26 protein-coding genes and 1 tRNA gene are annotated in these 26,846 nt (G+C 68.0%); 15 read left to right on the top strand and 12 right to left on the bottom strand.

The window, feature by feature from the left end:
• Nucleotides 1-72 precede the first annotated feature (72 nt).
• The gene (locus tag WEA29_08510) at nt 73-432 is read left to right on the top strand and encodes a sulfite exporter TauE/SafE family protein (protein ID MEX2323792.1); all 360 of its coding nucleotides are present in this window, start codon (nt 73-75) and stop codon (nt 430-432) included.
• Entirely contained in the window at nt 429-827 is a 399-nt protein-coding gene (locus WEA29_08505) for a sulfite exporter TauE/SafE family protein (GenBank protein MEX2323791.1), read from the top strand. The genes WEA29_08510 and WEA29_08505 overlap by 4 nt, the downstream gene beginning before the upstream one ends.
• On the opposite strand, the gene WEA29_08500 is transcribed toward WEA29_08505, so the two are convergent.
• From WEA29_08500 to WEA29_08490, 3 genes are read right to left on the bottom strand one after another with little or no spacing between them, the layout of a single operon-like run.
• The gene (locus WEA29_08500; GenBank protein ID MEX2323790.1) at nt 796-1,320 is read right to left on the bottom strand and encodes a metal-dependent hydrolase; all 525 of its coding nucleotides are present in this window, start codon (nt 1,318-1,320) and stop codon (nt 796-798) included. The genes WEA29_08505 and WEA29_08500 overlap by 32 nt on opposite strands.
• Nucleotides 1,320-1,727, bottom strand: coding sequence for a ribonuclease HI family protein (locus WEA29_08495; GenBank protein MEX2323789.1), 408 nt, complete (start codon nt 1,725-1,727; stop codon nt 1,320-1,322). Before WEA29_08495 ends, WEA29_08500 begins: the two co-directional genes overlap by 1 nt.
• A complete protein-coding gene (locus tag WEA29_08490) occupies nt 1,724-2,437 on the bottom strand; it encodes a hypothetical protein (GenBank protein ID MEX2323788.1) in 714 nt (237 codons plus the stop codon). Before WEA29_08490 ends, WEA29_08495 begins: the two co-directional genes overlap by 4 nt.
• Nucleotides 2,438-2,595: 158 nt before the next feature.
• Here WEA29_08490 and WEA29_08485 point away from each other — a divergent pair, with 158 nt between their 5' ends.
• The 5 genes from WEA29_08485 (at nt 2,596) to WEA29_08465 (ending at nt 6,220) form a co-directional block, all read left to right on the top strand.
• Nucleotides 2,596-3,618 (top strand): hypothetical protein, encoded by a 1,023-nt coding sequence (locus WEA29_08485; GenBank protein MEX2323787.1) that lies wholly within the window; start codon nt 2,596-2,598, stop codon nt 3,616-3,618.
• Between the two features lie 30 nt (nt 3,619-3,648).
• Nucleotides 3,649-4,212 carry an HhH-GPD-type base excision DNA repair protein gene (locus tag WEA29_08480; GenBank protein MEX2323786.1) on the top strand — a complete coding sequence of 188 codons (564 nt, stop codon included), beginning with the start codon at nt 3,649-3,651 and terminating at the stop codon, nt 4,210-4,212.
• A gap of 5 nt (nt 4,213-4,217) precedes the next feature.
• Nucleotides 4,218-4,535: a hypothetical protein gene (locus WEA29_08475; GenBank protein MEX2323785.1), complete on the top strand. Its 318-nt coding sequence runs from the start codon at nt 4,218-4,220 to the stop codon at nt 4,533-4,535.
• Between the two features lie 82 nt (nt 4,536-4,617).
• Nucleotides 4,618-4,998 (top strand): CoA-binding protein, encoded by a 381-nt coding sequence (locus WEA29_08470; GenBank protein ID MEX2323784.1) that lies wholly within the window; start codon nt 4,618-4,620, stop codon nt 4,996-4,998.
• Between the two features lie 31 nt (nt 4,999-5,029).
• Nucleotides 5,030-6,220, top strand: a complete 1,191-nt coding sequence (locus WEA29_08465; GenBank protein MEX2323783.1) for a cytochrome P450 — start codon at nt 5,030-5,032, stop codon at nt 6,218-6,220.
• Nucleotides 6,221-6,223: 3 nt separating this feature from the next.
• Here the strand turns inward: WEA29_08465 and WEA29_08460 are convergent, their stop codons facing one another.
• The 3 genes from WEA29_08460 to WEA29_08450 are packed head-to-tail and all read right to left on the bottom strand — an operon-like array spanning nt 6,224 to nt 9,363.
• Complete coding sequence (locus WEA29_08460) at nt 6,224-7,591, bottom strand: FAD-dependent oxidoreductase (GenBank protein ID MEX2323782.1); 1,368 nt, start codon at nt 7,589-7,591, stop codon at nt 6,224-6,226.
• A gap of 43 nt (nt 7,592-7,634) precedes the next feature.
• Nucleotides 7,635-8,519: a haloalkane dehalogenase gene (locus tag WEA29_08455; protein MEX2323781.1), complete on the bottom strand. Its 885-nt coding sequence runs from the start codon at nt 8,517-8,519 to the stop codon at nt 7,635-7,637.
• A gap of 10 nt (nt 8,520-8,529) precedes the next feature.
• Nucleotides 8,530-9,363 carry a sugar phosphate nucleotidyltransferase gene (locus tag WEA29_08450; GenBank protein MEX2323780.1) on the bottom strand — a complete coding sequence of 278 codons (834 nt, stop codon included), beginning with the start codon at nt 9,361-9,363 and terminating at the stop codon, nt 8,530-8,532.
• Between the two features lie 65 nt (nt 9,364-9,428).
• Between WEA29_08450 and WEA29_08445 the strand changes: the two genes are divergently transcribed.
• Both WEA29_08445 and WEA29_08440 read left to right on the top strand, forming a co-directional pair.
• Nucleotides 9,429-10,328 carry an acyl-ACP desaturase gene (locus WEA29_08445; protein ID MEX2323779.1) on the top strand — a complete coding sequence of 300 codons (900 nt, stop codon included), beginning with the start codon at nt 9,429-9,431 and terminating at the stop codon, nt 10,326-10,328.
• A 432-nt stretch (nt 10,329-10,760) separates the two neighbouring features.
• Nucleotides 10,761-11,342: a hypothetical protein gene (locus tag WEA29_08440; protein ID MEX2323778.1), complete on the top strand. Its 582-nt coding sequence runs from the start codon at nt 10,761-10,763 to the stop codon at nt 11,340-11,342.
• A 173-nt stretch (nt 11,343-11,515) separates the two neighbouring features.
• Here WEA29_08440 and WEA29_08435 read toward each other — a convergent pair whose 3' ends face one another.
• Complete coding sequence (locus WEA29_08435) at nt 11,516-19,948, bottom strand: glucoamylase family protein (protein ID MEX2323777.1); 8,433 nt, start codon at nt 19,946-19,948, stop codon at nt 11,516-11,518.
• Nucleotides 19,949-21,022: 1,074 nt separating this feature from the next.
• On the opposite strand from WEA29_08435, the gene WEA29_08430 reads away from it, so the two are divergent.
• The 5 genes from WEA29_08430 (at nt 21,023) to WEA29_08410 (ending at nt 23,612) form a co-directional block, all read left to right on the top strand.
• The gene (locus WEA29_08430) at nt 21,023-21,286 is read left to right on the top strand and encodes a thioredoxin family protein (protein ID MEX2323776.1); all 264 of its coding nucleotides are present in this window, start codon (nt 21,023-21,025) and stop codon (nt 21,284-21,286) included.
• 2 nt (nt 21,287-21,288) lie between these two features.
• Nucleotides 21,289-22,356 (top strand): ACR3 family arsenite efflux transporter, encoded by a 1,068-nt coding sequence (arsB, locus tag WEA29_08425; GenBank protein ID MEX2323775.1) that lies wholly within the window; start codon nt 21,289-21,291, stop codon nt 22,354-22,356.
• A 170-nt stretch (nt 22,357-22,526) separates the two neighbouring features.
• Complete coding sequence (locus WEA29_08420) at nt 22,527-23,102, top strand: hypothetical protein (protein MEX2323774.1); 576 nt, start codon at nt 22,527-22,529, stop codon at nt 23,100-23,102.
• The gene (locus WEA29_08415; GenBank protein MEX2323773.1) at nt 22,988-23,236 is read left to right on the top strand and encodes an FkbM family methyltransferase; all 249 of its coding nucleotides are present in this window, start codon (nt 22,988-22,990) and stop codon (nt 23,234-23,236) included. The genes WEA29_08420 and WEA29_08415 overlap by 115 nt, the downstream gene beginning before the upstream one ends.
• Nucleotides 23,237-23,375: 139 nt before the next feature.
• On the top strand, nt 23,376-23,612 hold the full coding sequence (locus WEA29_08410; GenBank protein MEX2323772.1) for a hypothetical protein: 237 nt from the start codon (nt 23,376-23,378) through the stop codon (nt 23,610-23,612).
• 48 nt (nt 23,613-23,660) lie between these two features.
• On the opposite strand, the gene WEA29_08405 is transcribed toward WEA29_08410, so the two are convergent.
• Both WEA29_08405 and WEA29_08400 read right to left on the bottom strand, forming a co-directional pair.
• Entirely contained in the window at nt 23,661-24,068 is a 408-nt protein-coding gene (locus WEA29_08405) for a type II toxin-antitoxin system VapC family toxin (protein ID MEX2323771.1), read from the bottom strand.
• A gap of 3 nt (nt 24,069-24,071) precedes the next feature.
• Nucleotides 24,072-24,308: a type II toxin-antitoxin system prevent-host-death family antitoxin gene (locus tag WEA29_08400; GenBank protein ID MEX2323770.1), complete on the bottom strand. Its 237-nt coding sequence runs from the start codon at nt 24,306-24,308 to the stop codon at nt 24,072-24,074.
• A 401-nt stretch (nt 24,309-24,709) separates the two neighbouring features.
• On the opposite strand from WEA29_08400, the gene WEA29_08395 reads away from it, so the two are divergent.
• A complete protein-coding gene (locus WEA29_08395) occupies nt 24,710-25,561 on the top strand; it encodes an ERCC4 domain-containing protein (protein MEX2323769.1) in 852 nt (283 codons plus the stop codon).
• Between the two features lie 410 nt (nt 25,562-25,971).
• Here WEA29_08395 and WEA29_08390 read toward each other — a convergent pair.
• From WEA29_08390 to WEA29_08380, 3 genes are all read right to left on the bottom strand, one after another.
• Nucleotides 25,972-26,045 (bottom strand) — tRNA-Val (locus WEA29_08390).
• Between the two features lie 27 nt (nt 26,046-26,072).
• Nucleotides 26,073-26,516 (bottom strand): nucleoside deaminase, encoded by a 444-nt coding sequence (locus tag WEA29_08385; protein MEX2323768.1) that lies wholly within the window; start codon nt 26,514-26,516, stop codon nt 26,073-26,075.
• Between the two features lie 46 nt (nt 26,517-26,562).
• Nucleotides 26,563-26,745: a hypothetical protein gene (locus WEA29_08380; GenBank protein MEX2323767.1), complete on the bottom strand. Its 183-nt coding sequence runs from the start codon at nt 26,743-26,745 to the stop codon at nt 26,563-26,565.
• Nucleotides 26,746-26,846: the final 101 nt, after the last annotated feature.

Raw genomic sequence — 26,846 nt, 5'->3', positions numbered from 1 at the left:
CGGCTACCAGCTACCAGCTGACCGAAGCGCCCGCTGGCGGCTCGGGTGGCGGGGGCGGTAGCCTCACGCCCAATGCCCCGTCCTTTCGTCGCCGTCCTGCTCGGGATGGCCGCTGGCTTCTTCAGCGGGATGTTCGGCATCGGTGGGGGTCTGGTCATGGTTCCCGGCCTGGTCCTCTTTCTGTCGCTCCCTCAGCATCGGGCGCATGCCACGTCGATGGCGGCGATCGTCCTGGTGGCCGCCGCAGCCGCCGTTCCGTTCGCTGCCAGTGGGGAAGTGGAGTGGAGCCACACCGTCTGGCTGCTCTCGGGTTCGCTCATCGGCGCAGTCGTCGGTGCCCGCGCCATCTCCCGGATCCCCGCCACCTGGCTGGCCCGGTCCTTCGTCGTACTCGCCCTGATCGCTGCTGCCCGCCTGGGGCTGGGGTCATGACGGTCCTCACCCTCGTCACCATCGGGCTCCTCGCCGGCGTCATCGGCGCCGCCCTGGGCGTGGGCGGCGGCATCGTCATGGTCCCCGGGATGGTGGTCCTGCTCGCCGTCGCCCAGCACACCGCTCAGGGCACCTCGCTGGTCGTCATCGTGCCCACCGCGATCGTCGCCACGGCGGTCCATGCCCGCGCTGGGCGGGTCGACTTCACCCTGGCGATGTGGCTCGCCCTCGGAGGGCTGGGCGGCGGCGTACTCGGTGCGTGGACGGCCCTGGGGCTCGACGGTCTCGTGTTGCGGCGACTCTTTGCCGTCGTGCTGGTGCTCATCGCGGTCCGCATGCTGCGCAGCACGCGCCAGTCGACGCCTAAGGCAACGGAATCCGGCCCCGACGCATGAACCGGGCGACGCCACCAGGTTCGCGCAGGTAGCGCCACCACAGCAGCACCAGATAGGTGAGCCCCAACACCTCACCGGCGATCACCATCGGGTTGGTGATCATCGAACGCACCAGATCGCCGAGCTGGTGATTCGCCATCCGCGGGAAGTCGAGTCCGAAGAGCGGCCACAGAAAGCCCTCGTGCCGGAGCCAGGCACCGCCGAGCAGCAGGTGGATGAAGACCCCGAGCACCACGGCGAGGGCGTTCTTGCGGGCGGCCGATCCTCGACGGAATGCCAGCATGGCCGCGGCCAGCATGACGACCGGGAACAGCAGGGTGTGCCCCCAGAGCCGGTGACTGTCGAAGGTACCGGCGAACAGCACCGATCCGATCGGCTTGTCGATCAGGTCAGAGAGCAGGGCGCCGAGCATGAGCCAACGCAGATCCATGGCGGCGTCCTTGAAGACGTATCGGGCGATGAAAACGGTTCCTCCGAGCTGCCAGAACAACATCAGCGGTCCCCGTCCAGCGCCTCGTTGGCGAGGGCGTCGGCGCGGGTGTTGTGCTCGCGCCGCACATGGGTCACCCGCACCTCGCGGAGCGCGGCGAGCAGATGGACGGCGCGCCGATGCAGGGGCTTGAGACCGGGCGCCTTCACCTTGAACTCCCCCAGCACCTGTCGGACGAGGAGCAGGCTATCGAGGCGGACCTCCAGGGGCACGGCGCCGTGCTCGAGTGCCGCCTCGAGGCCGGCGATGAGCGCCTCGTACTCGGCGACGTTGTTGGTCGTCACGCCGAGGGTCCGGCCGAACTCGGTAACCGGCTCTCCCTGCGGATCGAGTAGGGAGACACCGAGGGCCGCTTGTCCTGGATTGCCCCGCGACGCCCCGTCGCAGTTCAGCGTGAATGCAGCGCTCATCGGGGGACGAGGATGCGTCGACAGTGGAGGCATCTGGGGGGCTGCGCCTTCAGGGCCTGGGACTCCTCGGCCGCCGACAGGGCCAGGTGACATCCACCACAGACCCGGTCGGCGAGCACGGCCGCCGCCACGCCATCCTTGCCCGGCCGGATGGCGTCGTACAACTGCATGAGATCGGGATCCACCTTGGATGCGAGCCCCTCGCGCTGGCCACGCAGCGTCGCCACCTGACCGTCGATCGCCGCCCACTCGGCCCGGATCTCCTCGTCGAGCCGCGCCTTGGTCGCCGCGGCATCCACCCGCTGCGCTTCGAGTTCGGCCACTCGCTGGTCGTACTGCTCGCGCAGCTCCATCAGCTCGATGACCTCGTCCTCCCGGTCGGACACCCGCTTACGCAGCATGGCCACCTCGTCGCGCATGTGCGTGGCCTCACGCGCCGTCAGCCCTCCGGCGAACAGGCGATGCTCCTCCTTCGCCGCCTTCTCCTCGTCGAGGAGCATCTCGCCTTCGGCACGGTCGAGAGCGAGCCGGGTCTCCCGGGCGTGGGTGCTCTGCTCGGCGAGATCCCTCTCGAACCGCTGGAGCTCCCCGTGAGCCTGCCGAAACTCCTCCAGGATGGGGAGGCTGGAGCGACGGGCGAGGAGGCGGTCGATCTCAGAGTCCACACCCTGGACGTCGAGAAGGGATTCCAGCATGCCGATGTCGTCCATCACACCTCCGCGCCACGGTGGAGCGCCGCAAGGCTAACCCGTCCCCGTTCGGCCGGCGCAGCCCCGCCTCAAGTCCGGTGATCGAGTGTCCGAAACCTTCCTCCTATGCCCCACCACGGGTCCCACGACCGCGCTCCCGCCTCCGTGCCGAGCCCACGATGACATCGGCTCGCCACCACGCCCCGGTGGTGGAATCGGTCGATCGGCGTGGCTTTGCGTCGCTGCGAGCCGAGTGGGATCCACTGCTCGCACGATCGGCGAGTCCCTCCCCGTTCCTGTCGTGGCCCTGGCTGAGCGCCTGGGTCGACACCATCGGCAGCGATGCCGACCTCCAACTCATCACCGCTCGCGACGCCAACACCGGGGAGCTGGTCGGTGCCGCCCCCTGCTTTGTCGATCATCGGCGGCGGCTCGGCGTCGCCGTGAGCTCGCTGCGCATGATGGGCGCCGGTATCGCCGGCGGCCGTGGTCTCGACATCCTCGTCGACCCGACCCATCCGACGACGCTCGCCTCGACGCTGTGGGATGCGACCACCCGCGACCCCCGGTGGGATGTGGTCGATCTGACCGCGCTCGCCGCCGACGGCGCCCTCGCCACCCTCCTGTTTCGACGCCGGGCGGACCGCCGTGACGTTCACGGCTCGGCAGCCAGCGCCCTCCGCACCGACGACGCCGTGCCCGCCGGTTCCCCGGGAGGCGAATCGAGACGCCTGGTGTCTCGCCCCCTCGACCTCGAAGAGACGCTGGACATCATGGCAACCCTCACCTCCGGGCCGCAGGCACCGCCTCTCGCCCATCCGGCACTCGCCGTCTTTCACCGGCAAGCGACGCACCGACTCCTCGATGCTGGCCGACTGCGGATGTGGCGCCAGGACGGTCCACACGGCACCACTGCGGTCCTCTACGGCGCACGCTTTGCCAACGCGATCGCGGTCCACAGCATCCTCACCGACCACCCGAGCCGCCCGGTGGCACCGATCATCACCGATGCTGCCTGCGCTGCCGCCGACGAGGGTGTGACCGAGCTCGTCCTCCCCCGGGGAATCGATGCCCGCCCTCTCCCCACCACGCCCGTCGTCGACCTCAGCGTGCGGCGCCCTCTCGGCTCCAAGGGTCGCCTCTTCGGCATGAGAGGTGGCTGGCGCCTCGGGCGAGACGAGGCACCAACCGACCGGCACTAGCGTTGGCGGCCCCACTGCCGGAGGTCACGGATGCCCGACGCCCTGCCGTTCACCGAGGATGCCGACGCCAACCGGCTCCTGGCGAGCAACCCGACCGCGCTGGTGATCGGGATGTTGCTCGACCAGCAGTTCCCCATGGAGCGCGCCTTCTACTCCCCCTACCTCCTGCAGGTGCGCACCGGTGGCGACCTCGACGCCGCCACCATCGCGGCCATGGATGAAGCCGACCTCGAAGCCGCCTTCGTCGGGCCACCGGCGCTGCATCGGTTCCCGAAGGCGATGGCGGAGCGGGCGCGCGATCTATGCCAGATCGTCGTCGACGAGTACGGCGGGGAGACCAGCCGCATCTGGACCGAGGCCGAAGACGGGGCAGCGCTGCGCCGTCGGCTCGAGGCGCTGCCCGGGTTCGGGAAGGCAAAGGCTCGCATATTCGTGGGCGTCGTCGGCAAGCGGCTCGGCGAAGGACCCCCCGGCTGGGAGACCGAGGCCGCGGACTGGCCTTCGATCGCCGACGTCGACGAGTTCGAGAAGGTGTTCGTGCTCCGCGAGCAGAAGAAGGCGGCCAAGGCGAAGGCCAAGCAGGACAAGGGCTGATCCCGATGCCGTGGCTGGTCATCGAGGTGGCCCTCGCCGGTCTGGCCTGGCTTGGCATGGGCGTCCTCCTGGCGACGGCGACCGCCGTCACGGCCGTCCAGCTGGGCGTAGTTCCCGGACGGATGCGCGGGGCGGCGACGATCGCCGCTCTCCTCGGCGGCCCCGTCGTCGCGGCCGTGCTGCACCGGTTCGGGTTGGAGGGGCCGTTCGCCCTCGACATCGGGGGGCGGCCCTTCCCGACGACATGGGTACTCGCCGGCGCGGTCGTCGGCGTTATCGTCCTCGCCGGCCTCAGTCGGCAACCCCGCCATTGGCGACCATGAGAACGGTTCGACGGCGTCGCATAGCGGAGTACCGTGCAGCGTGCGGCAACTGACCCCGCGTCGCAAAACCATGGACACGATCATGTCTCTCCTGACCGACCCGGCGACCACCTGTGTCGCCGTGGTGGGTGCGTCCGACAGCCCCGGGAAGTGGGGCGGACGGGCCTACCGCGATCTGCGGGCGAAGGGCTTTCAGGTGATGGCCGTCCACCCGACGGCACCGACAGTCGCCGACGACCCGGCGTATCCGACGGTGGCCGACCTCCCCGAGCCTCCGGACATCGTGGTCTTCGTCGTCCCACCCGTGGTCACCCTCGCCATCCTCGACGAGTGCCGCCAACTCGGGTACACGACGGTATGGGTCCAGCCCGGGGCCGCCGACGACGCGGTGCGCCGATACCTCGACGAGCACGCGTTCGACGCCATCGTCGACGCCTGCATCCTCGTCGAGACCGCCGCCTGACCGGGTCGGCATCGAGCCGGTACCCTGAGGCGTGTTCGACGCCTACGACCCAGAGTTCGTCAGAAATCCGTACCCGACGTATGCCAGGCTTCGCACCCACGGGCCGTTCTTCGACGAGACGTGGGGCCTGACCTTCTTCAGCCGCCATGCCGATGTGACCGGCATCCTGCGCAGTCGTGCCTTCGGCCGTGACATTCGCCACGTCCTGCCCGCCGATCAGGTCGACCACCGCACCTACCCGGCCCACCTCCCCCAGTGGACGCGGCTCATCCGGGGCTCGTTCATCGACCTCGAGCCTCCCGAACACACACGCATCCGGGGGTCGGTGAACCGGGCATTCACCCGCCGTCGGGCCGAGGTGCAGCGCTCCGACATCCGCTCCCTTGCCCAGCGCCTCCTCGACCGCCTCGGGGACGGCTTCGACGTCATCGCCGACTACGCCACGCCGATGCCGATCTCGGTCATCGCCGACATGATGGGGGTGCCCGACACCGATCACCGGCGGCTCCTCGACTGGTCCCACGCCATCGTGCGGGTGTTCGACATTGCGGCCACCGACGCCGAGCAGCAGCGGGCAGAACACGCGGTCGGTGAGTTCGCCGACTACCTGCGTGACCTGATCGAACGGCGTCGCAGCGAACCCGGCAACGATCTGATCTCGGAGCTGGTCCACAGCGACGACCCGCTCCCCGACGACGATCTGGTCGCGTCGTGCATCCTGATCCTCAACGCAGGACACGAGGCGACGGTCCACGGCATCGGAAACTCGGTGCTCACCTTCACCCGCCACCACGGGGCCTTCGGCGCCCTCGTGGACGATCCGGACCGGGTGGACGGCGGCGCCGACGAGCTCCTGCGGTTCGACGCCCCGCTACAGATGTTCGAACGCTGGGTGCTGGAACCGATCGAGTGGTCCGGTATCCCCTTGGAGCCGGGCGACAAGGTGGGTCTGCTCTTCGGTTCGGCGAACCGTGATGAGGCCGTCTTCAGCGACCCCGACACCGTTCACCTGAACCGTGACCCCAACCCGCACATCTCGTTCGGTCTGGGGACGCACTTTTGCCTGGGCTCGGCGCTCGCCCGGGTCGAACTCGAGGAGGCCTTGCGTGCCCTGGCGATGCGGTTCTCGTCCCTCGAGGCACTCGATCCCGAGCCGGAGCGCACCCCGAGCCTCGTGTTTCGAGGGGTGCGGAGCCTCCGGGTGGCAGGGACGCCACGCTGATCCTCAGCCGACGGGGAGACGGCCTAGCAGCCACCGACGGAATCGGGGGGTACTCTCCCGGTCCTCGGCGGCGTCGATCGACTCGGTGAGCTTCCGCCCCAGGTTGACGCCAATCCATCGCAAGGGTTCGGGCTCCCAGGCCCGGGAACGGTGACCGACCCATGGGAAGTCGAGCAACGGGCTGTGGCGCTCGAGGATCAGGTCGGTCAGGGTCCGCCCCGCCAGATTCGCCGCTGCCACACCCTGGCCGACGTAGCCGCCTGCCCGGGCGAGCCCGGTGTCGGGGTCGAAGGTCACCGAGGGCCTCCAGTCGCGGGGGATGCCGAGCGGCCCTCCCCAGGCTCCCTCGTAGCGGGCTCCGGCCATCGCAGGGAAGAAGGCCTCCAGGGTGCGCCTGAGCATGGCGAAGGTGGCCTCGTCACGGTCGAATTCGGGGCGAATGCTGGAGCCGAAGTGATACGGGGCGCCCCGGCCTCCGAAGGCGATCCGCCCGTCGTCAGTGCGCTGCCCGTACACGATCATCAAGCGACCGTCTGAAAACGTCTCGCGCCCCTCCAGACCGATCTCGGCCCACCGATCGTCACCCAGCGGCTCGGTCATCACCATGAGCGAGTACACCGGGATCATCGCCCGTCGCTCGGCACGGTCGAGCAGCCGGTAGGCCTCCCGGGCATCGACCACGGCATGAGTGGTGACCGGCTCGCCCCCCACCGAGACCCGTCCCCCACTGACGGTCGCCTCAGTCTCCTCGTAGATGACCCCGCCTCGCCGCTCCACCGCCTCAGCCAGTCCGACAACGAGCCGGGCAGGATCGACGGCTGCACAGTGGGGCGTGAAAGCGGCTCCGTAGAGAGCGCCCGGGCGGATCCGGGAGGCTGCCTCCTCGGGTCCGAGCCAGCGGTGGTCCTCCTCGGTGAACCCGACGGCATGCTTGGAGACGACGTAGTCGCGGAGATGCCCGACCTGAGCCGGGGTGGTCGCCGCCAGCAGCGTCCCGCCGTGGACGAACCCGCAGTCGATCGACTCCCGAGCCACGACCTCCCCCACCTCGGTGACGGTCTGGTTCATCGCCATCTGCATGTCGAGGGCGGGACCCCTCGTCTCGGCGTGCTTGAACAACCGGTCCAATCCGGCGACCTTGGCCGACACCCAGCCCCCGTTGCGGCCCGAGGCGCCGAAACCGACGTGTCGGCGCTCCAGTACCGCCACGTTCAATGCCGGTGCAGCCTCGAGGAGGTAGTAGGCGGTCCACAGTCCGGTGTAGCCGGCTCCCACGATGCAGACGTCGACCTCGAGCGGCCCGGCCAGTGGCGGCCGCAGGCGCATCGGACCGAGGCGCTCCAACCAGAACGATGCCGCGCTCTCAGCCACCGAACCACCAGTCGATGAGCAGCCGGTCGTGCACGGACCGAGCCTAGGTGGTCGCCGCCAGCCACTCGGCGACCATGCCGCCGAGCGTGGGACCAGCGTCCTCCTGGAGGAAGTGCCCGGCCTCGGGGACGATCGTTGGTTCGTCGTAGCCGAGGGCGCCCGCCAGCTTGCGGCCCAACGCTTCGGGCAGGATCGGGTCGTTCCCCGCCCAAATGACGATGCCGGGAAGCGGGTGGGCGACCAGCGCTTCCATGACGGCCCGACCCGCGGCCGCGCCGGGGGCATCCGGCTCGGTGGGCAGGATTGCCGGGAAGGCCCGGGCTCCCGCCTTCGACTCCGGGTTCGGGAACGGGGCGTCGTAGGCCCCGATGACCGCGTCACCGGGGTCGTTGAAGCAGCCGCCGCGCACCAGGAACCCGATCGGGAGGTCCTCGGTCTTGGCGACGAAAAACCGAAACCGGAGCCAGTCGTCCGTCATCCGCTGATGGCCGGTGACCGGAGCCGTCTCCATGATGACCAGCCGTGAGAACATCCCGGGAGCCTCCACCGCAACCCGGAGCCCGATGGGGCCTCCCCAGTCGTGGACCACCGCGGCCGCGTCGGCGACGCCGAGCCCGCCGAGCAGTGACTCCATGAGGCGAGTGTGGCGGTCGTAGGTGTACCAGCCGATGTCGGTGGGCTTGTCGGAGCGTCCGAAGCCGGCGTAGTCCGGGGCGATCGCACGGAAGCCCGCGGCGACTACCGGGGGGACGAGCTTCCTCCACAGGAACGACCAGGTGGGCTCCCCGTGGAAGAACACGACTGCCGGGCCCTCCCCCTCGTCCAGGTAGGCGAGTCGGAGTCCATCGGCCTCTGCGTAGTGCGGCTCGAACGGGAAGTCGGGTAGGTCGGCGAACCGGTCGTCGGGGGTGCGTACCACTTCGTCCATGGAAACAACGCTACCCGTCGAGCATCCGGCGCATCGCCGCGATGAACTCGGGAGCGAGGTCGGGGCGGGCGAGGCCGACGGCAGCGGTGGCCTCGAGCAGTCCTGCTGGCAGACCGACGTCGAGAAGGACGTGATCCACCAGCAGCCCGACGGCCCCGCCCCGCCGGGCCACCCGGTCGATGGCGTCGGTGAGTTGGATCTCGTCGCCATACCCGGGGGGCAAGGATCCGAGCTCATCGAAGATATCGGGGCCGAAGACGTAGCGTCCCAGCAGGGCGAACTCGGAGGGTGCCTTCCCGATTCCCGGCTTCTCCACGGCTCCGGTGACCTCCACCACGCCGTCGGTCGCGGGTCCCCCGATCGACACGAACCCATACCGGTCTGCGACATCCTGCCCGACCCGTTCGACGGCCACCACGGGCCGGCCGTCGTAGGCAGCCACCATCCGGTCGGCGAACCAGCGACCGGGAACCGGGAACCGGTCCGACACCATGCAGAGGAACGCCTCGTCACCGACAGCGCGCCGTGCCTGGAGCACGGCATCCCCGAGACCCGCCGGCTTGGGCTGCTCGACCGCCACGAACTCGACGTGCTTCATGCCCTCGAGGGCGGGCGGCCCCACGAAGTGGGCGATGACGGGGTCGCCCGATCGCTCGTCGACCACCAGGATCACCCGGTCGATGCCGGCGGCGACCGCTTCCTCCACGACGTATTGGATGACCGGCTTGTCGATCACCGGGAGGAGTGGCTTGGGGACCGCTCGGGTGGCGGGGCGCATGCGGGTACCCTCACCGGCGCAAGGGATCACGGCCGTACGGATGGGTGGTGTGGGCACGGACTGCATCCTCCCACATCCTGCAGCGGCTATTGTGGTGACGACGGATCGAGGACCAACCGCGCGAGGGCACCATGAGCATCGACGAACAGTTCGAGCTGGTGGCCGCCGTCGACGACGAGGTGGAGCGACTCACCGCCGAGCACCGTTCCCGCCGCGAACACTGGTACGCCCACGACTTCGTCCCGTGGGAGCAGGGCCGCAACTTCCGCGACGAGCCCTGGGAAGAGTCCCACGCCAGCCTGTCCCCCGAGGTACGCACCGCCCTCGTCCTCAACCTCCTGACCGAGGACAACCTCCCCTACTACCACGAGCTCATCGCCTCGCGGGTACCGAAGGACTCGGCACTGTCACGCTGGAACCACCTGTGGACGGCCGAAGAGGGCCAGCACGCCATCGCCCTGCGCTCCTACCTGCTCACCTCGCGCAACTGTGATCCGCGGGCGCTGGAAGACGACCGGATGTCCACCATGGAGACCGGCTACGACCTTCCGTACCAGGACCCGGCGGCGCTGATGGCCTACACGTCGGCGCAGGAGCTGGCAACGCGGGTCAGCCACCGCAATGCCGGCAAGCTCGCCGACGACCAGACGGCTTACGAGATCATGGCCCGCATCGCCACCGACGAAAACCATCACTTCATGTTCTACCGCGGGGTCACTCAGGCGATGCTGGATGCGAGCCCGTCCACGATGCTGGAGCCGATCTACCGCGTCTTCTCGACCTTCACCATGCCGGGGATCGGCATCCCCGGCTATCTGCGACGGGCTGTCGACATGGCCAAGGCCGGGGTCTACAACCTGCGCATCCACCACGACCGGGTGATCATGCCGCTGGTGCGGGACTGGAAGATCGAGCAGCTCACCGGTCTCACCTCCAAGGCGAGGGAGTTCCAGGACAAGATCATGGCGCTCCCGGACCGCATCATGCGCGGTGCCGAGGCGTTCGAGAAGCGGGCGGCCCGCGCCACCTGATCCCGGACGCGATGGTGGGGAGGACGATACGCCCTCCCCACCACCTACAGCTGGAACCGTCAGCGCTTCTTGGCGCCGCCTGACTTCCTGGCCGTGCTCGTCTTCTTGGCCGCCGGCTTCTTGGCAGCGGGCTTCTTGGCAGTCGCCATTCGTCTTCCTCTCTCGGTCGCCCACCCGACGGGGGCGACGGTGGCTGGGGACGCGGTCCCCATTTCCCACAATGTGTACTCCAAGACGACCACGCCTGTCCCGGCCATGCGCTGGCGCAGATGCGCCACACTGTCGCCCCACTTCGGCGACGTCCGAACCACCCCGAAGGGACCCCTCACGGGGCCCCGACCACCGCCGCCGGTGATCCGGGACCGTGGCCGAGCCATGCCACTCGCGTGTCGGGAGCGTGCCGTCTCGGAGGCCGGTACGCTGACGCGCCCGATGAGCACGAGCGTCGTCATACTCGAACCGGCACGAGCGTTTCGACGCGGCCTCACGGGTGCACTCACCGAGGCGGGCTACACCGTCACCGATGACGCGGCCGATGCCCGAGTGGCGGTGGTCACGATGCGGGGACCCGAGGACTGTGACCTGATCTCCGACCTGGCGTCCTCACATGTCGTGCTGGCCCTGCTTCCCGACCCGAGCCCAGCCAGCGTCGCTCATGCCCTCGCTCACGGCGTCGCCGGCGTCGTCGATTGGGCTGCCGAGCCTCTCGACATCGTCTCAGCCGTTGCTGGGGCCCTCAACGGCGAGCTCCGTCTTCCGACCGAGACGGTCTCGGCGCTCGCCGCCGAGTGGCCCGATGCCCACGCCCCCCGGCCCGAGATCGATGCCGAGGAGATCGACTGGCTGAGCGCCCTCGCCGCCGGCACCACGGTCACCCGTCTCGCCGATGAGGCGGGCTACTCAGAGCGGGCCATGTTCCGTCGCCTCCACGATCTGTACACACGCCTCGGCGTCTCGAGCCGCGCTGAGGCGATCGTCACCGCCGAGCGCCTCGGTCTCCTGGACCAGGCGTAGCCCTTGTTCTTGGTTGAAGGTCCAGGCCGGGTGCCCGACGTAGATGATCCGCTCGTCGTCCTCAGCGAATCGGTGGGCGAGGCCCGTCAGATTTGTGTCAACGAAGACGCGCGGTCCTTGTCGCCATGGGGCGCGCACCATGGCAACCGTGGGCGGCGTGGCCGTGAGCCGGTTCAGCCCAGGGTCACCCGCACCTGATGTATGGAGCCGTCGTCGACCAGTGTCAGTTCCGAGTCGGGAGGCAGGTCGATGCCATCCAGGGTCAGCTCCACGACACCTGTGGCGACGCCGTTGGGGTTATCCACCCGTATCTCGTAGCGGGAGGAGTGGTAGCGGAAATCGATCTCGAAGCCTCTCCAGGCGCGCGGGATGCACGGTTCGACACGAAGGTGGTCTCCACGCAGGCGGAAGCCGAGGATCCATTCCACACCGGCGCGGTACATCCAGCCAGCCGAGCCAGTGTACCAGGTCCAGCCTCCTCGGCCCACGTGGGGGGCCTCCGAGTACACGTCCGCCGCGGCCACATAGGGCTCGACCCGGTAGCGGTGGATGCCGGCCCTGGTGGTGGTGAGGTTGATCGGGTTGAGCAGGCCGAACAGCTCCCCCGCCCGATCGCCGTCACCGAGGGTGGCAAAGGCGATGACGCACCAAATCGCGGCGTGGGTGTATTGACCACCGTTCTCCCGAACGCCGGGCAGATATCCCTTGATGTAGCCGGGGTCCACGTCCCAATCGTCGAACGGTGGGGTGAAGAGAAGCACGAGTCCGTCGCCCCGGCGGATCAGGTACTCCTCCACCGAGTCCATCGCCCGCTGCGCCCGCTGTCTCGGGGCGCCCCCGTGGATGACCGACCAGGACTGCGCGATCGAGTCGACCCGGCACTCCGGATTGACCGATGAGCCGAGCGGTGTCCCGTCGTCGAAGTATGCGCGGCGGTACCAGTCGCCATCCCATGCCGAGGCTTCGAGGCTCGCCCGGAGACGAAACGCCGCTTGGCGCCAGTCAGCGGCCAACTCGTCCTTTCCCAGTCCGTCGGCGATGTCGGCGAAACGCGTCAGGTTCGCTTCCAGGAACCATCCGAGCCACACGCTCTCTCCCCGCCCCTCGCGACCAACTCTGTTGAACCCGTCGTTCCAGTCGCCGGTGCCGATCAGGGGTAGGCCGTGGCTCCCCAGCCGTGATAGGGCCCGTTCAAGGGCACGGCGGCAGTGGTCAAACATCGTCCCCTCGGTACGGGACGATTCAGGGGCGAGATAGATCTCGTCCTGGTCGGGAGCGAGCTCTGCCCCGACCAGATAGGGAACCATCTCGTCGAGCAGGCCCTGGTCTCCGGTCACGTCGACATAGTGCGCAACGGCGTAGGGAAGCCACAGGTAGTCATCGGAGATGCGGGTTCGAACACCCTTTCCCGATGGGGCATGCCACCAATGGAGGACGTCGCCCTCTTCGAACTGTTGACCGGCGGCACGCACCAGGTGCTCCCTGGTGATGCTGCGCATCGGCACGACCAGCGCCATGACATCCTGCAGCTGATCGCGAAAGCCGAAGGCGCCCCCTGATTGATAGAAGGCGGTGCGGGCCAGCACCCGGCAGGCGAGCGTCTGGTAGAGCAGCCACTGGTTGATCATCAGGTCGAAGGAACGCTCGGGGGTCCTCACCCGGATGGTGCCGAGGATGTCATCCCACTGCGCGGCCACCTCGGACTTCACCACCTCCAGGTCGGTCCGGCGGTAACGCTCCACCAGGGTGCGCGTATGGTCCGCGTCTTCGCCCTGGCCGAGGAGGAAGATCAGTTCGGCTTCCTCGTTTGGGGCCAGGACCAGCCGGCGCTGAATGGCCGCGCAGGGGTCGAAGCCGACTCCGACGGTGCCCGACAGGCTCCCGGTTCTCTTCAGTGCGGCCGGGTCGTCGACGCTGCCGTGCCGGCCGAGGAATTCGGCCCGATCGCCGGTGGCGCTGACCTCGCCCGGCCCCAGGTCGGCGAAGGCGACCCGGGTCCCGAAGTCGACGTTTGAGGGGTTGCGCGCCAGCATCGCTCCGGTTGCGCCGTCGCGCTCGGTGATGATCTGGATGGGCGAGGAGGATCGGGTGGTCCCGAGCACCCACTCCACGTATGCCGTGACCGAGAGTCGGCGACGGCGGCCGCTCAGGTTGCGAATCCGCAATCGTGAGATCTTGACGGGATCCTCCAGCGGAACGGTCTGGTGGAGGTGGAGGGCGATCCCCCGCGATTCATGCTCGAACTCGGAGTACCCGGGACCGTGGCGGGCAAGGTAGGTCGAGGCATGATCCCGGATGGGTAGTGCGGTTGGTCCCCAGACCTCCCCGCTCTCCTCGTCTCGCACGTAGAGCACTTCGCCGGAACGGTCGGAGACCGGATCGTTCGACCAGGGGGTCAGGTGGTTTTCCCGGCTGTTCGCTGCCCAGCTGTAGGCGGACCCCGACTCCGAGACGCAGAATCCAATGTTGGGGTTGGCGACGACGTTGACCCACGGGTTCGGTGTCCATTGGCCTTCTCCCAGTGTCACCACGTACTCCGTCCCGTCGGCGTCGAAGCCGCCGAGGCCGTTGTGAAACTCGCGGTCCGGCCGCGGCAGCCGACGCTCGGCCCGATCAGCGCGAGGCGGCCTCGGGCGGGGTGTCGGGGACGGCGCCTGAGCGGGTCGGCGGGCGAGCTGCTCGGCGAGGGTCCCATGGTGACTCAGGAGCACCGCCCGTGCCGCCGACTGAAGAGTCTGCCGATCGTCGGGAGTGAGCAGCGAGCCATTGAGGACGAAGACCCGGCCGTCGAGCTCTTGGCCGGCCCGGTAACCCCTCTCCCGCATCAGCTCTTCGATGGCCGAGTGGAGGTCCTGGGCGTACGAGTCCGGCTTCTCGTTGATGATGACGAGGTCGGCCAGCAGCCCTTTCATCCGCCAGTACTCGAGAGCCCGGAGGAGGTCGCGAACCAATCCGCGCTCTTCGGGCTGGTCGATGCGGACCAGGACCATGGGGAGGTCACCGGAGATGCCATGGCGCCACAAGAGCTCCCGACGGACAGAGTGAGTGTCCGTCTGACCCGGTGGGGTTCGCAGCGCCGGGTCGGAGTAGATGAGGGCACCGGCGAGCTGCTGGAACACGTGGGCCTGGTCGGGGGTGATACGCAGGTGATGGAGGCGAACCTGGGCGCCCGTCCAGGCCAGCGTAGAGCTTCGCTCGAAGGTGGCCGGATCGGAGCACTTGTCGATCAGGTCGAGGGTCTCGCCCCGCGTGGGGGCCACCACGGTCGTGAAGTCGAGGTGCGCGGTGGCTCCCGGCTGGATCCGCACCTTCCTACGCAGGCTGAAGATGGGATCGAGCACCCGGCCCACCGAGTTCGACAGCGGGCGATCGATCGCCGCGGCGCGGTGGACCTCGTTTCCCCGGCCCAGAAAACGCGCCCGATCCGTCTCGTACTGGACTCCTCCCACGACGTCGCCGGTCACGGCGAGGACGTGGCCGACCCACACCGTCTCCTCCTCGGCCGAGCGCGGCCTGCGGGTGGCGAGCAACGCGTCGTGGCCGACCACCGCTTCGGTCTGCACGAAGAGGTTGGAGAACGCAGGGTGAGCGGCGTCGACGCCGGGCGGCGCCAGGACCAACTCTGAGTAGGAGGTGACCTCCACCTCCCGGACGCCCGAGCCCAGGTTGGTGAGACTCACCCGGCGGACCTCGGCATCATCCTCCTCGGACACCACGACGGTCAGCGCCGTCGTCAGATTGCCGTCACGACGTCGGATCTCGGCCTTGTCCTCGCTGAAGGCCACCTGGTAGGAGTCCGCCTCCGCCAGGGTCGGTTGGTGGCCGGCAGACCAGGTTCGCCCGCTGTCGTCCCTGATGAAGAAGTAGGTGCCGAAGTTGTCGCGCGTGGCATCCTCCCGCCAACGGTTCACGGCGAGCCCCTCCCACGTGCTGTAGCCGGAACCGGCGGCGGTGATCACGGTGCTGAGTCGGCCATTGGACAGGAGGTGAGTGGCCACAACGGGACCGTGCGGCGACGAGACGAGCCGCACCACACCCTCCACCTCCTCCAGGGGATGGGCCGCCTCGGCGACCTCCTCGGCCCTCGGTCGTGCCACCTCGACATCGCGCGGGACCCTCTCATGCAGCAGCAGCTCGGTCGCCCGAACCGACGGGTCGGCATGGAACAGGGTTCGGGCGAACCCGGCGAAGATGACATTGGCCAGTGCGACCAGCGACATCGCCTGGTGGTGTGCCATGTGGGCTCGCACGAGGACGGGTCCCCCGTTGTCGGGCAGGCGGGCCGGCGTGAAGTCGAGCGCCTCGTAGTAGCCATAGGTGCCGAGTGCTCCCAGGCCGTCGAGGCGGGCCAGGTTCGCCACCGCATCGCGCGGCTCGACCATCGCCGCCAGCATCGTGGCGTAGGGAGCGACCACCAGGTCCTGGCTCAGACCTCGCTCGAACCCGAGCCCCGGCACCCCGAAGGCCCGGTATTGATAGACGAGGTCGACGCCGCGGGCGGCATAGGCTGCCTCAGAGATCCCCCACGGGATGCGACGTTCGTTCCCGTACTCGATCTGGCGGCGCACCACCGCCCGGTAGGTGGTGTCGAGGATCGTCTCGGGCGGGGAGTGCATCACCAGCAGCGGCATCAGGTACTCGAACATCGACCCCGACCACGAGATCAGGGCGCCGTCGGCCCCCATCGGGGTCATCGACCGCCCGAGGCGGAACCAATGGCTGGCGGGCAGATCACCCTTGGCGATGCCCACGAAGCTGGCAAGCCGGGCCTCGGAGGCGAGCAGGTCATAGTGGCTCTGATCCAGCGCAGCATCACCGACGCGGTAGCCCACCGACAGCAGCTTGTTGTCGGGGTCCATGAGGACGGAAAAGTCCATTGCCGCCACGAGGCGGGCGGTCCTCTCGGCCAGGTCGGCGAGACGATCGGAGAGACGCTCCCGGTCTTTGATCTCGTCGAGGATGTGACGATCGCGGAGGTGGCTCCGCACCGTCGCCACGAGCTCTTCGCCGGAGACCGCCAGCTCCTCGGCGCCCTCCACCGTGGCCAGGGTCAGGGCGATGTCTGCAAGGGCCTCGGCTTCTGCGAGGACCTCGGCGAGACCCTCTGCCCCTGCGGTCTCCCGACTGCTCAGGGTGCTGAGGAACTCGACCAGCGCCCGGTCGAGGTCGCGGGGCGAGACGACTTCGACGTCCAGATTGACAGGCAGGTTGGCGGCGACCTGCCCCATGAGGAGGGCTCCGTCCCTGATCCCGGCTGCGACCTCGGAGCCCGGTTCGAGACGGCGCAGGCGGGCACACCCCTGGGAGACCGCCAGCAGGTGTCCGGCGAGGTTCCCGCTGTCGACGGTCGACACGTATCGGGGCAGCAGTGGCTCGCACGATGTCGTGTCGTACCAATTGAGGAAGTGACCCTCGAACCGCTCGAGTCGATCGAGGGTCGACAGGGTTGCCTCGATCCTGCTCACCGTCTCTTCGACACCGATCCAGCCGAACTCACGGGCCGACAGCAGCGCCAGCAGGTAGAGCCCCACGTTGGTCGGGGAGGTGCGATGGGCTATCGCCGCAGGATTCTCCTGGACGTTGTCCGGCGGCAGCCAGTTCTCCTCCTCGTTCACGAACCTGTCGAAGTATCTCCAGGTGAGCCGGCCGGTCAGCCGCATGGTCGCCTGTTCCGCGGCGGTGGGCGGGACCGACACCTGGATCGGGCGGGGGATGCTGACACGGTGGGCGATGAGGGGAGCCAGCACCCATGAGCCCGACCACGCCACGGCAGCCACCAATGCTTCCGGCTTGAGGAGAGCGGCCGCGGTCGTGGTTGCCAGCCCCATCACGATCGAAGGGGACATGCGCCGGATGAAGCCTGCCCGATCGAGGCCGAGCTGTCGTCCGGCCTCCTCGGCCGTCACCCAGCTGAGCAGCCCTCGGCGCGAGATGACCAGGCGCCACAACGTCGTCACCACGGCGTGGGCGAACCTCACCGCCTGGTGGGCAAGGAATACGGCGTGTAGGGCAGTTCGTGCTAGGACGCGCCCGGCATCCGTTCCCCAGCGCCGCAGACGTACTGCCCCCGGGGTGGTGGTGCGGCGGGGGATCATCCGCTCGAGCAGGGGCAGCGTCGCGGGAAGGCCCATGGCCACGAGAACGAATGCGGTCCAAGGCCACACGGGCACATCCGGCACGAGGAAAGACGCGATCAGCGTGAGGAGCGCCGCCGGGGCGCTGAGGCTGCGGCGCAGGTTGTCTACCATCTTCAGTCGAGCAACCGGGGGGAGCGGTCCCCGCCGCCCCAGGATCCACGGCAGGAGCTGCCAGTCGCCGCGGGCCCAGCGGTGCTGGCGCGAGAGCGCCACCTCGTAGTGGCTCGGGAACTCCTCGAACACCTCGACGCTGCTGACCAGGCCGGCCCTGGCGAAGCAACCCTCGAAGAGGTCGTGGCTGAGCAGGGTGTTCTCCGGGATCCGACCCTCCAGAGACGCCTCGAAGGCGTCGATCTCATATATCCCCTTGCCGGCATAGGAGCCCTCGCCGAAGAGGTCCTGGTATAGGTCGCTGACCGCGGCCGCATAGGGATCGATCCCGGCAGGCGGGAAGACGACACGCTGGAAGAAGCTCATGTCGCCCGACCCGAGGAAGGCGGTGACACGAGGCTGGAGGATCCCGTAGCCCTCCACGACCCGCCCGAACCGCTCGTCGACCCGGGCCCGGTTGAGGGGGTGGGCCATCGTCGCCACCAGCCGCGTGGCCGCCCCCGGGGGAAGCCGTGAATCGGCGTCGAGGGCTATCACATAGCGAACCCCCTCGGGCCGCTCGCCGCCGGTTCGGTAGAAGTTGGTGTCGGTCGCGCCGCGCAGGAGGCGGTTGAGCTCGTGAAGTTTGCCTCGCTTGCGCTCCCAGCCCATGTACCGGTCCTCGCCCGGGTTGAACAGGCGGCGGCGATGGAGTAGCAGGAAGCGATCAGCCCCGTCGGGCCCCGGTCCGTGTCTCTCGTTGAGCCGGGCGACGCCGCGCGTCGCTGCTGCCAGCAGCTCGGCATCGCCGGGGATCTCGGGCTCGTCGGCATCGCGCCAGTCGCTGAGGAGGGCGAAGTGCAGGTCGCCTTCCGGGTTGGCGAGGTAGTGGATCTCGAGCCGTTCGACGAGCTCTTCCACTTGGTCGGGACGCGACAGCATGGCGGAGACCGCCACCAGGGTGCGTAGGTCCTCGGTTGGCCCGTGGAGCAACGCCAGGGATGGGAGTTCCTCCGGACGGGTCAGCGCTGCGACCGCCCGGTTGACCAGCGCCACACCGAGGTCGGAGGCCGGTATCAGGGCCAGCAGGCCCATGAGCAGGGGCCAGGGCCACCAGCGGTCGATCGTGAGCAGGGGCACCGAGAGGGCCAGCGCGGTCAGCAGGGCGACCGAGCTCACATAGACGACCGCCGCGTGTCTCCTGACGAATCGAGAGAGCACCAGCCCCGGGCTGCCCCGGAAGCCGATCCGACCCTCGAGGGTCGTCCTGCCCTCCCCGAGCAGATAGAAGCCGGGGTCCCTCCGGCGACTACCGGCGGGGTGGTCGCCGGCCAGCTCGAGCGTGGCCCTGGCGACGCCGAGCTCCGGGGCATCGGATCCCCTGGACAGCTCCTCGACGGCGTGCCGGTAGCGGTCCCGGGTGGCGAAGCTCATGTCGCCGAAGGAGCTCCCGGCGGCCAGGGCGTGGTCGACCAGGCTCACCTCCTCGACGAAGGCGGCCCAGTCGAAGTAGTTGACCTGGCGAAGGCTGGTCACGATGTTGCGGACGGTGACGTTGGTGGCCGCCTGTCGGCGGTGGGTCTCTGTGACGACCTCGGCGGGCGGGGTCCCCGTGGATGCCAGGCGGTCGAGCAGCCAGGGAAGGCCGGGCGTCGTCTCCGGGTCGCGGTCGCGGAGGCGCTGCAGCAGCTGAACGGCCAAAGGCTGAGGCAGCTCGTCCGTGTACTGGTCGAGGGCCGCCAGGGCCTCATCGGAGCTGCCGTCACCGACTCCGAGGAGGCCGTCGGCGATCTCATCTGCCTGGCGTCGGAGCCTCCGACCCCAGATGATCGACTCGGCCATCCGGCGCAGATTCTCGATGAGGATGAGGCGGAGGGTGATGGGGATCGCCCACAGCTCACCGATGGTGAGAGGTTCGATCTCCTGGTACGAGGCGACGAATCGGCGCAGCTCATCGGGATCGAACCGACTGTCGAGGTGGGCGACGTAGGCCCATACGATCCCGTACACGCGCGGGTAACCGGGCAGGTGACCCCCGCTGAGCTTGGGCAGCTCGTGGTAGTAGGACGGGGGGAGGTTCTCTCGAATCTCGTGCAGCTGGCTCTCGACTAGGTGGAAGTTGTCCACCAGCCATTCGGCCGCCGGCGTGAGCAGCGCCTCCTCCCGGATCGCTCGGGACAGCTCCCCGTAGGCGGAGAGGAGGACATCGCCGTTCTCCGCCAGTCGCCGAGCTATTGGTCGAAGCCGCCCCCTCCGCCCGCTCAGCTCGTGACTGGAGGCCAGGCTGCGAGCGTGCTGCTCCAACCGCTCGACGCTGAACAGCTCGGCGCGTATGGGCTCGTCGATCGGATTGGCTCCCGGGCCTCTCGACAGTGACACCAGCGCAGGATACGACGGGGAGAGAGGGCGAGGACAAGCGGTGCACACCGGGTCGGGTTGGGGTGAGTCGATGGCCTTGCTCTCCCGGGCCGTCCTTCCCGACACCCTGGCTCCCCCATGGGACGCCTCCCATGTGGACGCAACGTGGTCGCGGCCTCGATCACGGGGTCTGGGGCTCGAACGCTGATCGGCACCAACCCCTGTGTCGCAATGGAATCCCGCTGGTGGGCCGGGCAGGACGCGAACCAGGTTCAACGGGGAAGGCCCACGGTCGGCTGGGTAGGGACCCGGCCGACATCGCGATGAGGCGTCAGCCGAAGAGCCATGGGCTCAGTGGGCCGGGCAGGACGCGAACCAGGTTCAACGGGGAAGGCCCACGGTCGGCTGGGTAGGGACCCGGCCGACATCGCGATGAGGCGTCAGCCGAAGAGCCATGGGCTCAGTGGGCCTAACAGGATGGAACGCGAACCAGTGCAACGGCGAGGTTACAGAGCTGCTTGAGCTACTGGACTCACTCTGAGCGCGAGCCGACAACAAGTGATCGTCGCGGTGCTGATACTCGAGGGATGTTCGGCATCTCTCCGACTCGTTTAACGGGGGGCTAAAAACCGGGCCCCGTCCCTCGACCTAGCATTTTACAGGACTAAGGGAAGCTGGTCAGCCCTCACTTCTGACCCTTGGTGACAGACTTCACGATCTCACCCGACCGAGCTGTTGTACACGACAGACCACTTGTTCCCAGTGTTGTCTTGCTGCGACACGTAGGCCGTAGCACCTGGGGTCTTGCCATCATCAGCACTGCCCGACCGTGACAGTGTCGCTACCATCGCTCGAGGTCTCACGGTGTTGACCTGCCACATTGACCTCCGCTTGTCGGATGAGACAAGCCCACGTCTGCCGGTCTACTCTCTTGCCGAAGACATTCGGTAGTCGGCACCCGACTTCCCCTGTGCTAAAACTACAGAGATGTAACTTGCAGCCCGGCTGCCGCGGGGAGCAAATGCCAGCACCAACCGCTAATGACCCTATCGATGCCGTCGATGCCGTCGATACCGTCGATGCCAACATCGTCCTGTGGGGCGGATCCGGCGCCGCATGCTCTCGGAGGCCCGTTCGGGTTCCGTACCGTTCACGTGCTCATCTTCAATCATCGAGGTTCAGGCACTCGAACAGCTCGGTCGCGAGGGGACCGTGGAACTGGTCAACGACTTCATGGAGATCGGACGCTATGGGATCATGCGGGTCCCCGCGCTCGTGGCGGATGAGCAAGTCGTTCTGGCCGGTCGGGTTCCCGACGTGTCCGAGCTGATGACGATCCTCGGAGGGACAGAACAGTGACCATGACCCAGACCACCACGGACGCGGCGATCCTCGCCCGCCTGTCGCTCCTGGACCGTTTCCTCCCCTTGTGGATCGGCCTGGCGATGGCCGGCGGACTCCTGCTCGGGCGTTTCATTCCGCGCCTCAACGAGGCACTCGATGCAGTCAAGGTCGGGCCGGTATCGCTGCCGATCGCGATCGGCTTGTTCGCGATGATGTACCCGGTGCTGGCGAAAGTCGACTACAGCAAACTCGGCTCGATCACGTCCGACCGACGGCTCATCGCGGCGTCACTGACATTCAACTGGCTGATCGGGCCCCTGGTCATGTTCTCCCTCGCGTGGTGGCTGCTCAGCGATCATCCCGAGTTCCGCACCGGCGTCATACTCGTCGGGCTGGCACGCTGCATCGCCATGGTGCTGGTCTGGAATGACATCGCGCTCGGCAATCGCGAGGCTGCAGCCGTTCTGGTCGCCCTCAACGCCCTCTTTCAGGTGGCGTTCTACTCCGTGCTCGGCTACTTCTATCTCAAGCTCCTCCCCGGCTGGCTCGGATGGGACACCTCGGCATTCGAGGCGTCACTGTGGGAGATCGCCGCGATCGTCCTCGTATTCCTCGGACTCCCAGTACTCGGCGGCTACCTGACACGGCTCTGGGGGGAGAGACGCCGGAGCAAGGAGTGGTACGAGAGCGAGTTCCTCCCCACATTGGGTAGGGCCTCACTCTGGGGATTGCTCTTCACCGTCACCGTACTCTTCGCCCTACAGGGCGAGACGATCACCAAGGAGCCGCTCACGGTGGCCCGCATCGCCCTTCCCCTCTTCCTCTACTTCGTCGTCATGTGGGTGATGGGATTCATGACTGGTCGTCTGCTCGGGCTCCCGTATGACAAGACAGCAACGCTCGCCTTCACGGCATCCAGCAACGACTTCGAGCTGGCCATCGCGGTCGCCATCGGTGTCTACGGAGTCACCTCTGGCGAGGCTCTCGCCGGGGTGGTGGGGCCTCTCATCGAGGTCCCGGTACTGGTCGGGCTGGTGTACGTGGCGCTGTGGGCGCGGCGACGGTTCTATCCCGACGAGGTCTAGACCCGACCGGGTACTCCGACCGATCCGTGCCGGACCTGGTTCAGCCTGTCCCTCCACGGATCGGTAGGATCGGCACCGTCGACTTCCTCGCCACGCAACCTCGACGACCACAGCGAGTCTTAGCTCGCCGATCCATTCTCTGGACCTGCCACCCCGGCTCGATCGAACGCGTGAGCCCCGTCTCGCACGACCACACGCCCTCGCTGCGGCGTCTCCACGGTCTCGTCTGGTTCGCATGGGTCTTTCGCCCTATTATCGACTGGGCTGCCATCCGCCGACCGTTTCGCCGGTTGATGACCGCGAACGGGATCGCGTTGGCCGTGAGCGCACTCGACTTCTCGGTGAGCCGGACGCTGCTCCGCGACGGATCATGGGAGCCGATCACCAGCGACCTCATGCGAACCCGACTGTCTGAGGGCGATACGGCCGTCGACATCGGAGCCCGCCTGGGCTACCACACGCTGCTGATGTCGCGCGCCGTCGGACCAACCGGTCGGGTGGTCGCCTTCGAACCCGACCGGCGCCTTGCCTCCCTGCTCACACACAACGTCGCCGTAACGGTGCTCACAACGTCGAGGTGGTCGAAGCGGCTGCCACCGACCGCAACGGCGTGGTATTCATGCGCACCAACATCGCCCTTCCCCAGACATCCACCCCCACGGTTCGCATCGACGACGTCCTCGGAGCGGGCGCCACCGTCGACCTCGTCAAGATCGACATCGATGGTGGCGAGGCGGAAGCCCTGAAAGGCATGTGCTCACACTTCGCGCCAGCCCGCACCCGGCTCTCATCGCCGAATACGACCCCTGGCAGCACGAGGTGGGATCCGGGAAGACCACGGCGTTCCGATCGCTCCTACGCGACATGGGGTTCCGCCTGAAGTCCGTCATCGACGAGGCGAACGGGACCGTCATCGACGCCGCCGAGGCAACGGACCCCCTCCCAAACCACCGTGCCATCAACCTCTGGTACGAACGCGACTGACCGGACGGGACAACCGCGTCGCCGTCAGGTGCCTGATGAGTCGCCCTTCGGACTGGTCCATGTGGACCTGTGGGTGGGGTCGGGCGCAGCGCATCCCGGATCGGCTACCGAGCCGTTACGTCGAGGGCGGCGGCGAAGCCGTGGTGTTCATAGAAGGCGGCCGCCGCGGCGTTGACGGCGTCGACCACGACGACCCGTGCTGCGGCGATGTCCGCAGCGGCTCGGGCTCGGGTCAGAGCATCCCACAGCAGCTCTCCCCCCAGTCCTGGTAGGTCGGGAGTGGTGGGAAAAGCCTTCCCTCCGTTGGGGGGTGGGCCTGCTCAGTGGTCGGGGTGGGGGACGGCGACCACGGTGAGTCCCTCGATGCCGGCGAAATCGCCCGGGTTGCAGGTGTGCAGGGGCAGGTCGCTCGAGATGGCGATGGCGGCGATCATGGCGTCGTAGGCGCGCGCCGCTGGCTTGCGTCCGGCTCTTCGCAGACCTGCGGCGACTCGGCCGAAGCTGCGGGCCGCGGGCGCGTCGAACGGCAGCGCGGCGAAGTCGGCTTCGGCTTGCTGGAGATGCGCTTGACGGGCCGACCGTTCCTCGTCGGAAGATGCCACGAGTGGACCCACCGAGAGTTCGGCCAGAGTGATCGTGGTGATCAGCGGCTCGTCGGGGAGCGAATCGGTGTCCTGCATCCGACCGAGCAGGATGAGGGTGCTGGTGTCGAGGATGCCGCGACGCATCGATCAGAGGGCGGGATCGATGACCCGGTCCAGGTCGTGCCTCAACCGGTCGGGGTCGACGGGTGGCAGGTGCCTGCGGCGGGCAACGATCACGTCGAGCGGTACGGGTTCCCGGCTCAGCGGGCGCAGCTCGGCGACGGCCTTGCCAGACCGGGTGATCGTCAGCCGCTCGCCCTTGGCAGCTCGGTCGACCACGTCGCCACCGTGGTTGCGGAGTTCCCGAATAGAGATCTCAGACATGGCCGAATCGTATCACCGGTGATACGGTGGGGGAAGGGTGGTCACTCGATCGGAATTCCCACCGCCATCGAACGCACCGCGGCCAGCGGCGTTCCGTTGCCGACAGACGCAGGGCGGAGCGTTGGTGAGGGCGTTCCGGCGCCGTGACGGCGACGCCGGGGTAGGGGCCTCGGCTGCGGAGGAGGGCCGACCTGCGTTCTGTTCGCAGCGGCGAAGTCGGTCCGCTATGAACAGTGCGGGTCTGATGGGACTGAACGTGAACCATCCGTTCGGAGCGAGAGTTTGCGTGGGCCGGGCAGGACTCGAATCTGGCGACGCAGCACCAGCTCGGCAGGCAAGGATGTCGCCGACGGGTGGCTGGACCCCGGCGCATGGTCGACGCACGGGTATCGTCAGGCGTCATGGAGCGGCGGTTCCTCGTGGCGCGCAACCCGGATCCCGAATCGACCCTGCCCTTTCTGATCAGGCTTCCGCTGGGGGAAGCGGGGCTGGTGATCAAGACCCGGGAGACGTGGCCCCGCACCTCCAAGCTGTACTGCCACCGCGCCGAGGGGGAGTGGCCCGAGGGCGTGGAGATCGTCGAGGATGTCGGGGTGCGGACCTGCGAACGACGGGGGGTGGCGGTGGACCTCGTCCTGGAGCGGAGCCGGGAGAACCGCAGCCAGTTCGTCTTCACCCGCCTCAAGAACGAGCGGGAGGCGATCTTCTGGCAGACGGCGCGAACGGCCCGGAAGTCCCGCCCGGCGGTGCGGATTCCCGGGCGCAGAGCCTCCTGGCTGGGAGATCTGACGATCGTGGTGGATACCCGGGAGCGCTATCCATACCGCTTCGCCAAGCAGCAGGCGGAGAGCCGGCGCTGCCCGCTCCCGGTGGGCGACTACGGGGTGGAGCACGACGGGGAACTGGTCGGGGTGGTGGAGCGCAAGACCCTGGCGGATCTCGCCAAGGGTGTGTCGGACGGAAGCCTGGCCTTTCAGATGGCCGAGTTGTCCACTTTGCCCAGATCGGCGGTGGTCGTCGAGGAACGCTACGGAGCGGTGTTCAAGCACAGCCATCTGGCACCGGGCGTGTTCGCCGATCTCCTCGCCCGGCTCCAGGTGCGCTATCCGGAGGTCCCGGTCGTCTTCTGCGACACCCGCCCCCTGGCCGAGGAGTGGACCTTCCGATTCCTCGGCGCGGCGCTGGCCCTGTATCGCGATCATCCCGATGACCCGACGGCTCCCCGGGTCCGTTCCGAGCGACCCGGGGCATGATCGGGCACGGTCGCGCGGGGATTTGCATGATCGCGTCGCGCCCTGCCTGATCGGGACCTCGATACCGCAGGGTCGGAGTCGGCACTCACCCGCGGCATGCCGATCGCCCTCGTACATTCTGACTGATGAGTGTCTCTCCTGCAGAGGCTCAAGCGCTACTCGACGCAGTTCGCTACCTGTGGCGAGGCACGAGATGGCCTGAGGGGCGGGAGCGCTATGTCGGCGCAGCGGTGGCTCGACTCGTCTTCGGGCCGAACGGAGACATGCGCCCGTTCGGAGAGATCCACGCGGCTGTCGTCCATGCCTTCCAGCGAGCGACACTTGAACCACGAGGCTACTCACACCCACCCGAACCTTCGCTGTCGTTCGATTCCGTAAAGGAATCGAACGACAGCGAAGGTCAGATCGAGTGGGCGCTGAGGGACTCGAACCCCCGACTTCTTCCTTGTAAGGGAAGCGCTCTTGCCAACTGAGCTAAGCGCCCGGAGGGATGAGGTTATACCGACGCCGACTACTCGCCGATGTCCTCGTTCCACAGACCGGGTTCCTCGGCGATGAACGCCTCCATCAGGGCAATGCATTCCTGGTCGTCGACCACGACGACCTCTACACCGCGGGACCTCAGATGGTCTTCAGCGCCCAGAAACGTGCGGTTCTCTCCCACGATCACCTTCGGGACGCCGTAGAGGAGGATCGCTCCGGAGCACATGTCGCACGGCGACAGCGTGGTGTAAATCGTCGCTCTGCGGTACGCCGCGGCCGGCAGCCGCCCCGCCCCCTCCAGGGCGTCCATCTCGCCGTGGAGGATCGCCGAACCCTGCTGCACCCTCCGGTTGTGGCCGCGACCGACGATCTCGCCGTCGATCACCAGCACCGAACCGATGGGAATACCGCCCTCGGTGCGACCCTGGCGGGCCTCGTCGATCGCCGCCGTCAGAAACTCGTCGTGTGCCACTGCCGTACCTCCACAACGACGATACCGGACGGCTTGGGCTCCTCGGTCAGCCGGGCGGGACCCGATCCGGCGGGCCGCCCCCTACCAAGTGCAGCAGCAGAGCGACCGCGGCGCCGACCACCAGGATCCAGAAGATCGTGAGTCCGGTGGAGCGCGGGATGGTCCCCCCTCGCTGCATCAGCACCCAGACGATGGCGGCGAGCACGGCAAGGATGATCACGAGATCCATGGACAGCACTTACCCCGGCGACAGCCTGTTCGAAACATGCGAGGTGTCACTTCGAGCCTGCCCGCCTCAGCCGACACGCCGCCTCCTTCTATCCTTCTGCC

The sequence above is a fragment of the Acidimicrobiia bacterium genome (assembly GCA_040902765.1).
Classification (GTDB): Bacteria; Actinomycetota; Acidimicrobiia; order Spongiisociales; family UBA11373; genus DATKBG01.
This window is presented reverse-complemented; position numbering and strand designations above follow the sequence as displayed.

What these genes read in the sequence shown, in the direction of transcription:
- WEA29_08510 (MEX2323792.1), top strand. Translation starts at nt 73, where the DNA reads ATGCCCCGTCCTTTCGTCGCCGTCCTGCTCGGGATGGCCGCTGGCTTC.
- WEA29_08500 (MEX2323790.1), bottom strand. Translation starts at nt 1,320, where the DNA reads ATGTTGTTCTGGCAGCTCGGAGGAACCGTTTTCATCGCCCGATACGTC.
- WEA29_08405 (MEX2323771.1), bottom strand. Translation starts at nt 24,068, where the DNA reads ATGCGTCGCGGCATCCTCGACACCAGCACCCTCATCCTGCTCGGTCGG.
- WEA29_08450 (MEX2323780.1), bottom strand. Translation starts at nt 9,363, where the DNA reads ATGCAGTCCGTGCCCACACCACCCATCCGTACGGCCGTGATCCCTTGC.
- WEA29_08490 (MEX2323788.1), bottom strand. Translation starts at nt 2,437, where the DNA reads ATGGACGACATCGGCATGCTGGAATCCCTTCTCGACGTCCAGGGTGTG.
- WEA29_08445 (MEX2323779.1), top strand. Translation starts at nt 9,429, where the DNA reads ATGAGCATCGACGAACAGTTCGAGCTGGTGGCCGCCGTCGACGACGAG.
- WEA29_08505 (MEX2323791.1), top strand. Translation starts at nt 429, where the DNA reads ATGACGGTCCTCACCCTCGTCACCATCGGGCTCCTCGCCGGCGTCATC.
- WEA29_08495 (MEX2323789.1), bottom strand. Translation starts at nt 1,727, where the DNA reads ATGAGCGCTGCATTCACGCTGAACTGCGACGGGGCGTCGCGGGGCAAT.
- WEA29_08380 (MEX2323767.1), bottom strand. Translation starts at nt 26,745, where the DNA reads ATGGATCTCGTGATCATCCTTGCCGTGCTCGCCGCCATCGTCTGGGTG.
- arsB (MEX2323775.1), top strand. Translation starts at nt 21,289, where the DNA reads ATGACCCAGACCACCACGGACGCGGCGATCCTCGCCCGCCTGTCGCTC.
- WEA29_08485 (MEX2323787.1), top strand. Translation starts at nt 2,596, where the DNA reads ATGACATCGGCTCGCCACCACGCCCCGGTGGTGGAATCGGTCGATCGG.
- WEA29_08410 (MEX2323772.1), top strand. Translation starts at nt 23,376, where the DNA reads ATGAGTCGCCCTTCGGACTGGTCCATGTGGACCTGTGGGTGGGGTCGG.
- WEA29_08395 (MEX2323769.1), top strand. Translation starts at nt 24,710, where the DNA reads ATGGAGCGGCGGTTCCTCGTGGCGCGCAACCCGGATCCCGAATCGACC.
- WEA29_08480 (MEX2323786.1), top strand. Translation starts at nt 3,649, where the DNA reads ATGCCCGACGCCCTGCCGTTCACCGAGGATGCCGACGCCAACCGGCTC.
- WEA29_08455 (MEX2323781.1), bottom strand. Translation starts at nt 8,519, where the DNA reads ATGGACGAAGTGGTACGCACCCCCGACGACCGGTTCGCCGACCTACCC.
- WEA29_08440 (MEX2323778.1), top strand. Translation starts at nt 10,761, where the DNA reads ATGAGCACGAGCGTCGTCATACTCGAACCGGCACGAGCGTTTCGACGC.
- WEA29_08470 (MEX2323784.1), top strand. Translation starts at nt 4,618, where the DNA reads ATGTCTCTCCTGACCGACCCGGCGACCACCTGTGTCGCCGTGGTGGGT.
- WEA29_08475 (MEX2323785.1), top strand. Translation starts at nt 4,218, where the DNA reads ATGCCGTGGCTGGTCATCGAGGTGGCCCTCGCCGGTCTGGCCTGGCTT.
- WEA29_08400 (MEX2323770.1), bottom strand. Translation starts at nt 24,308, where the DNA reads ATGTCTGAGATCTCTATTCGGGAACTCCGCAACCACGGTGGCGACGTG.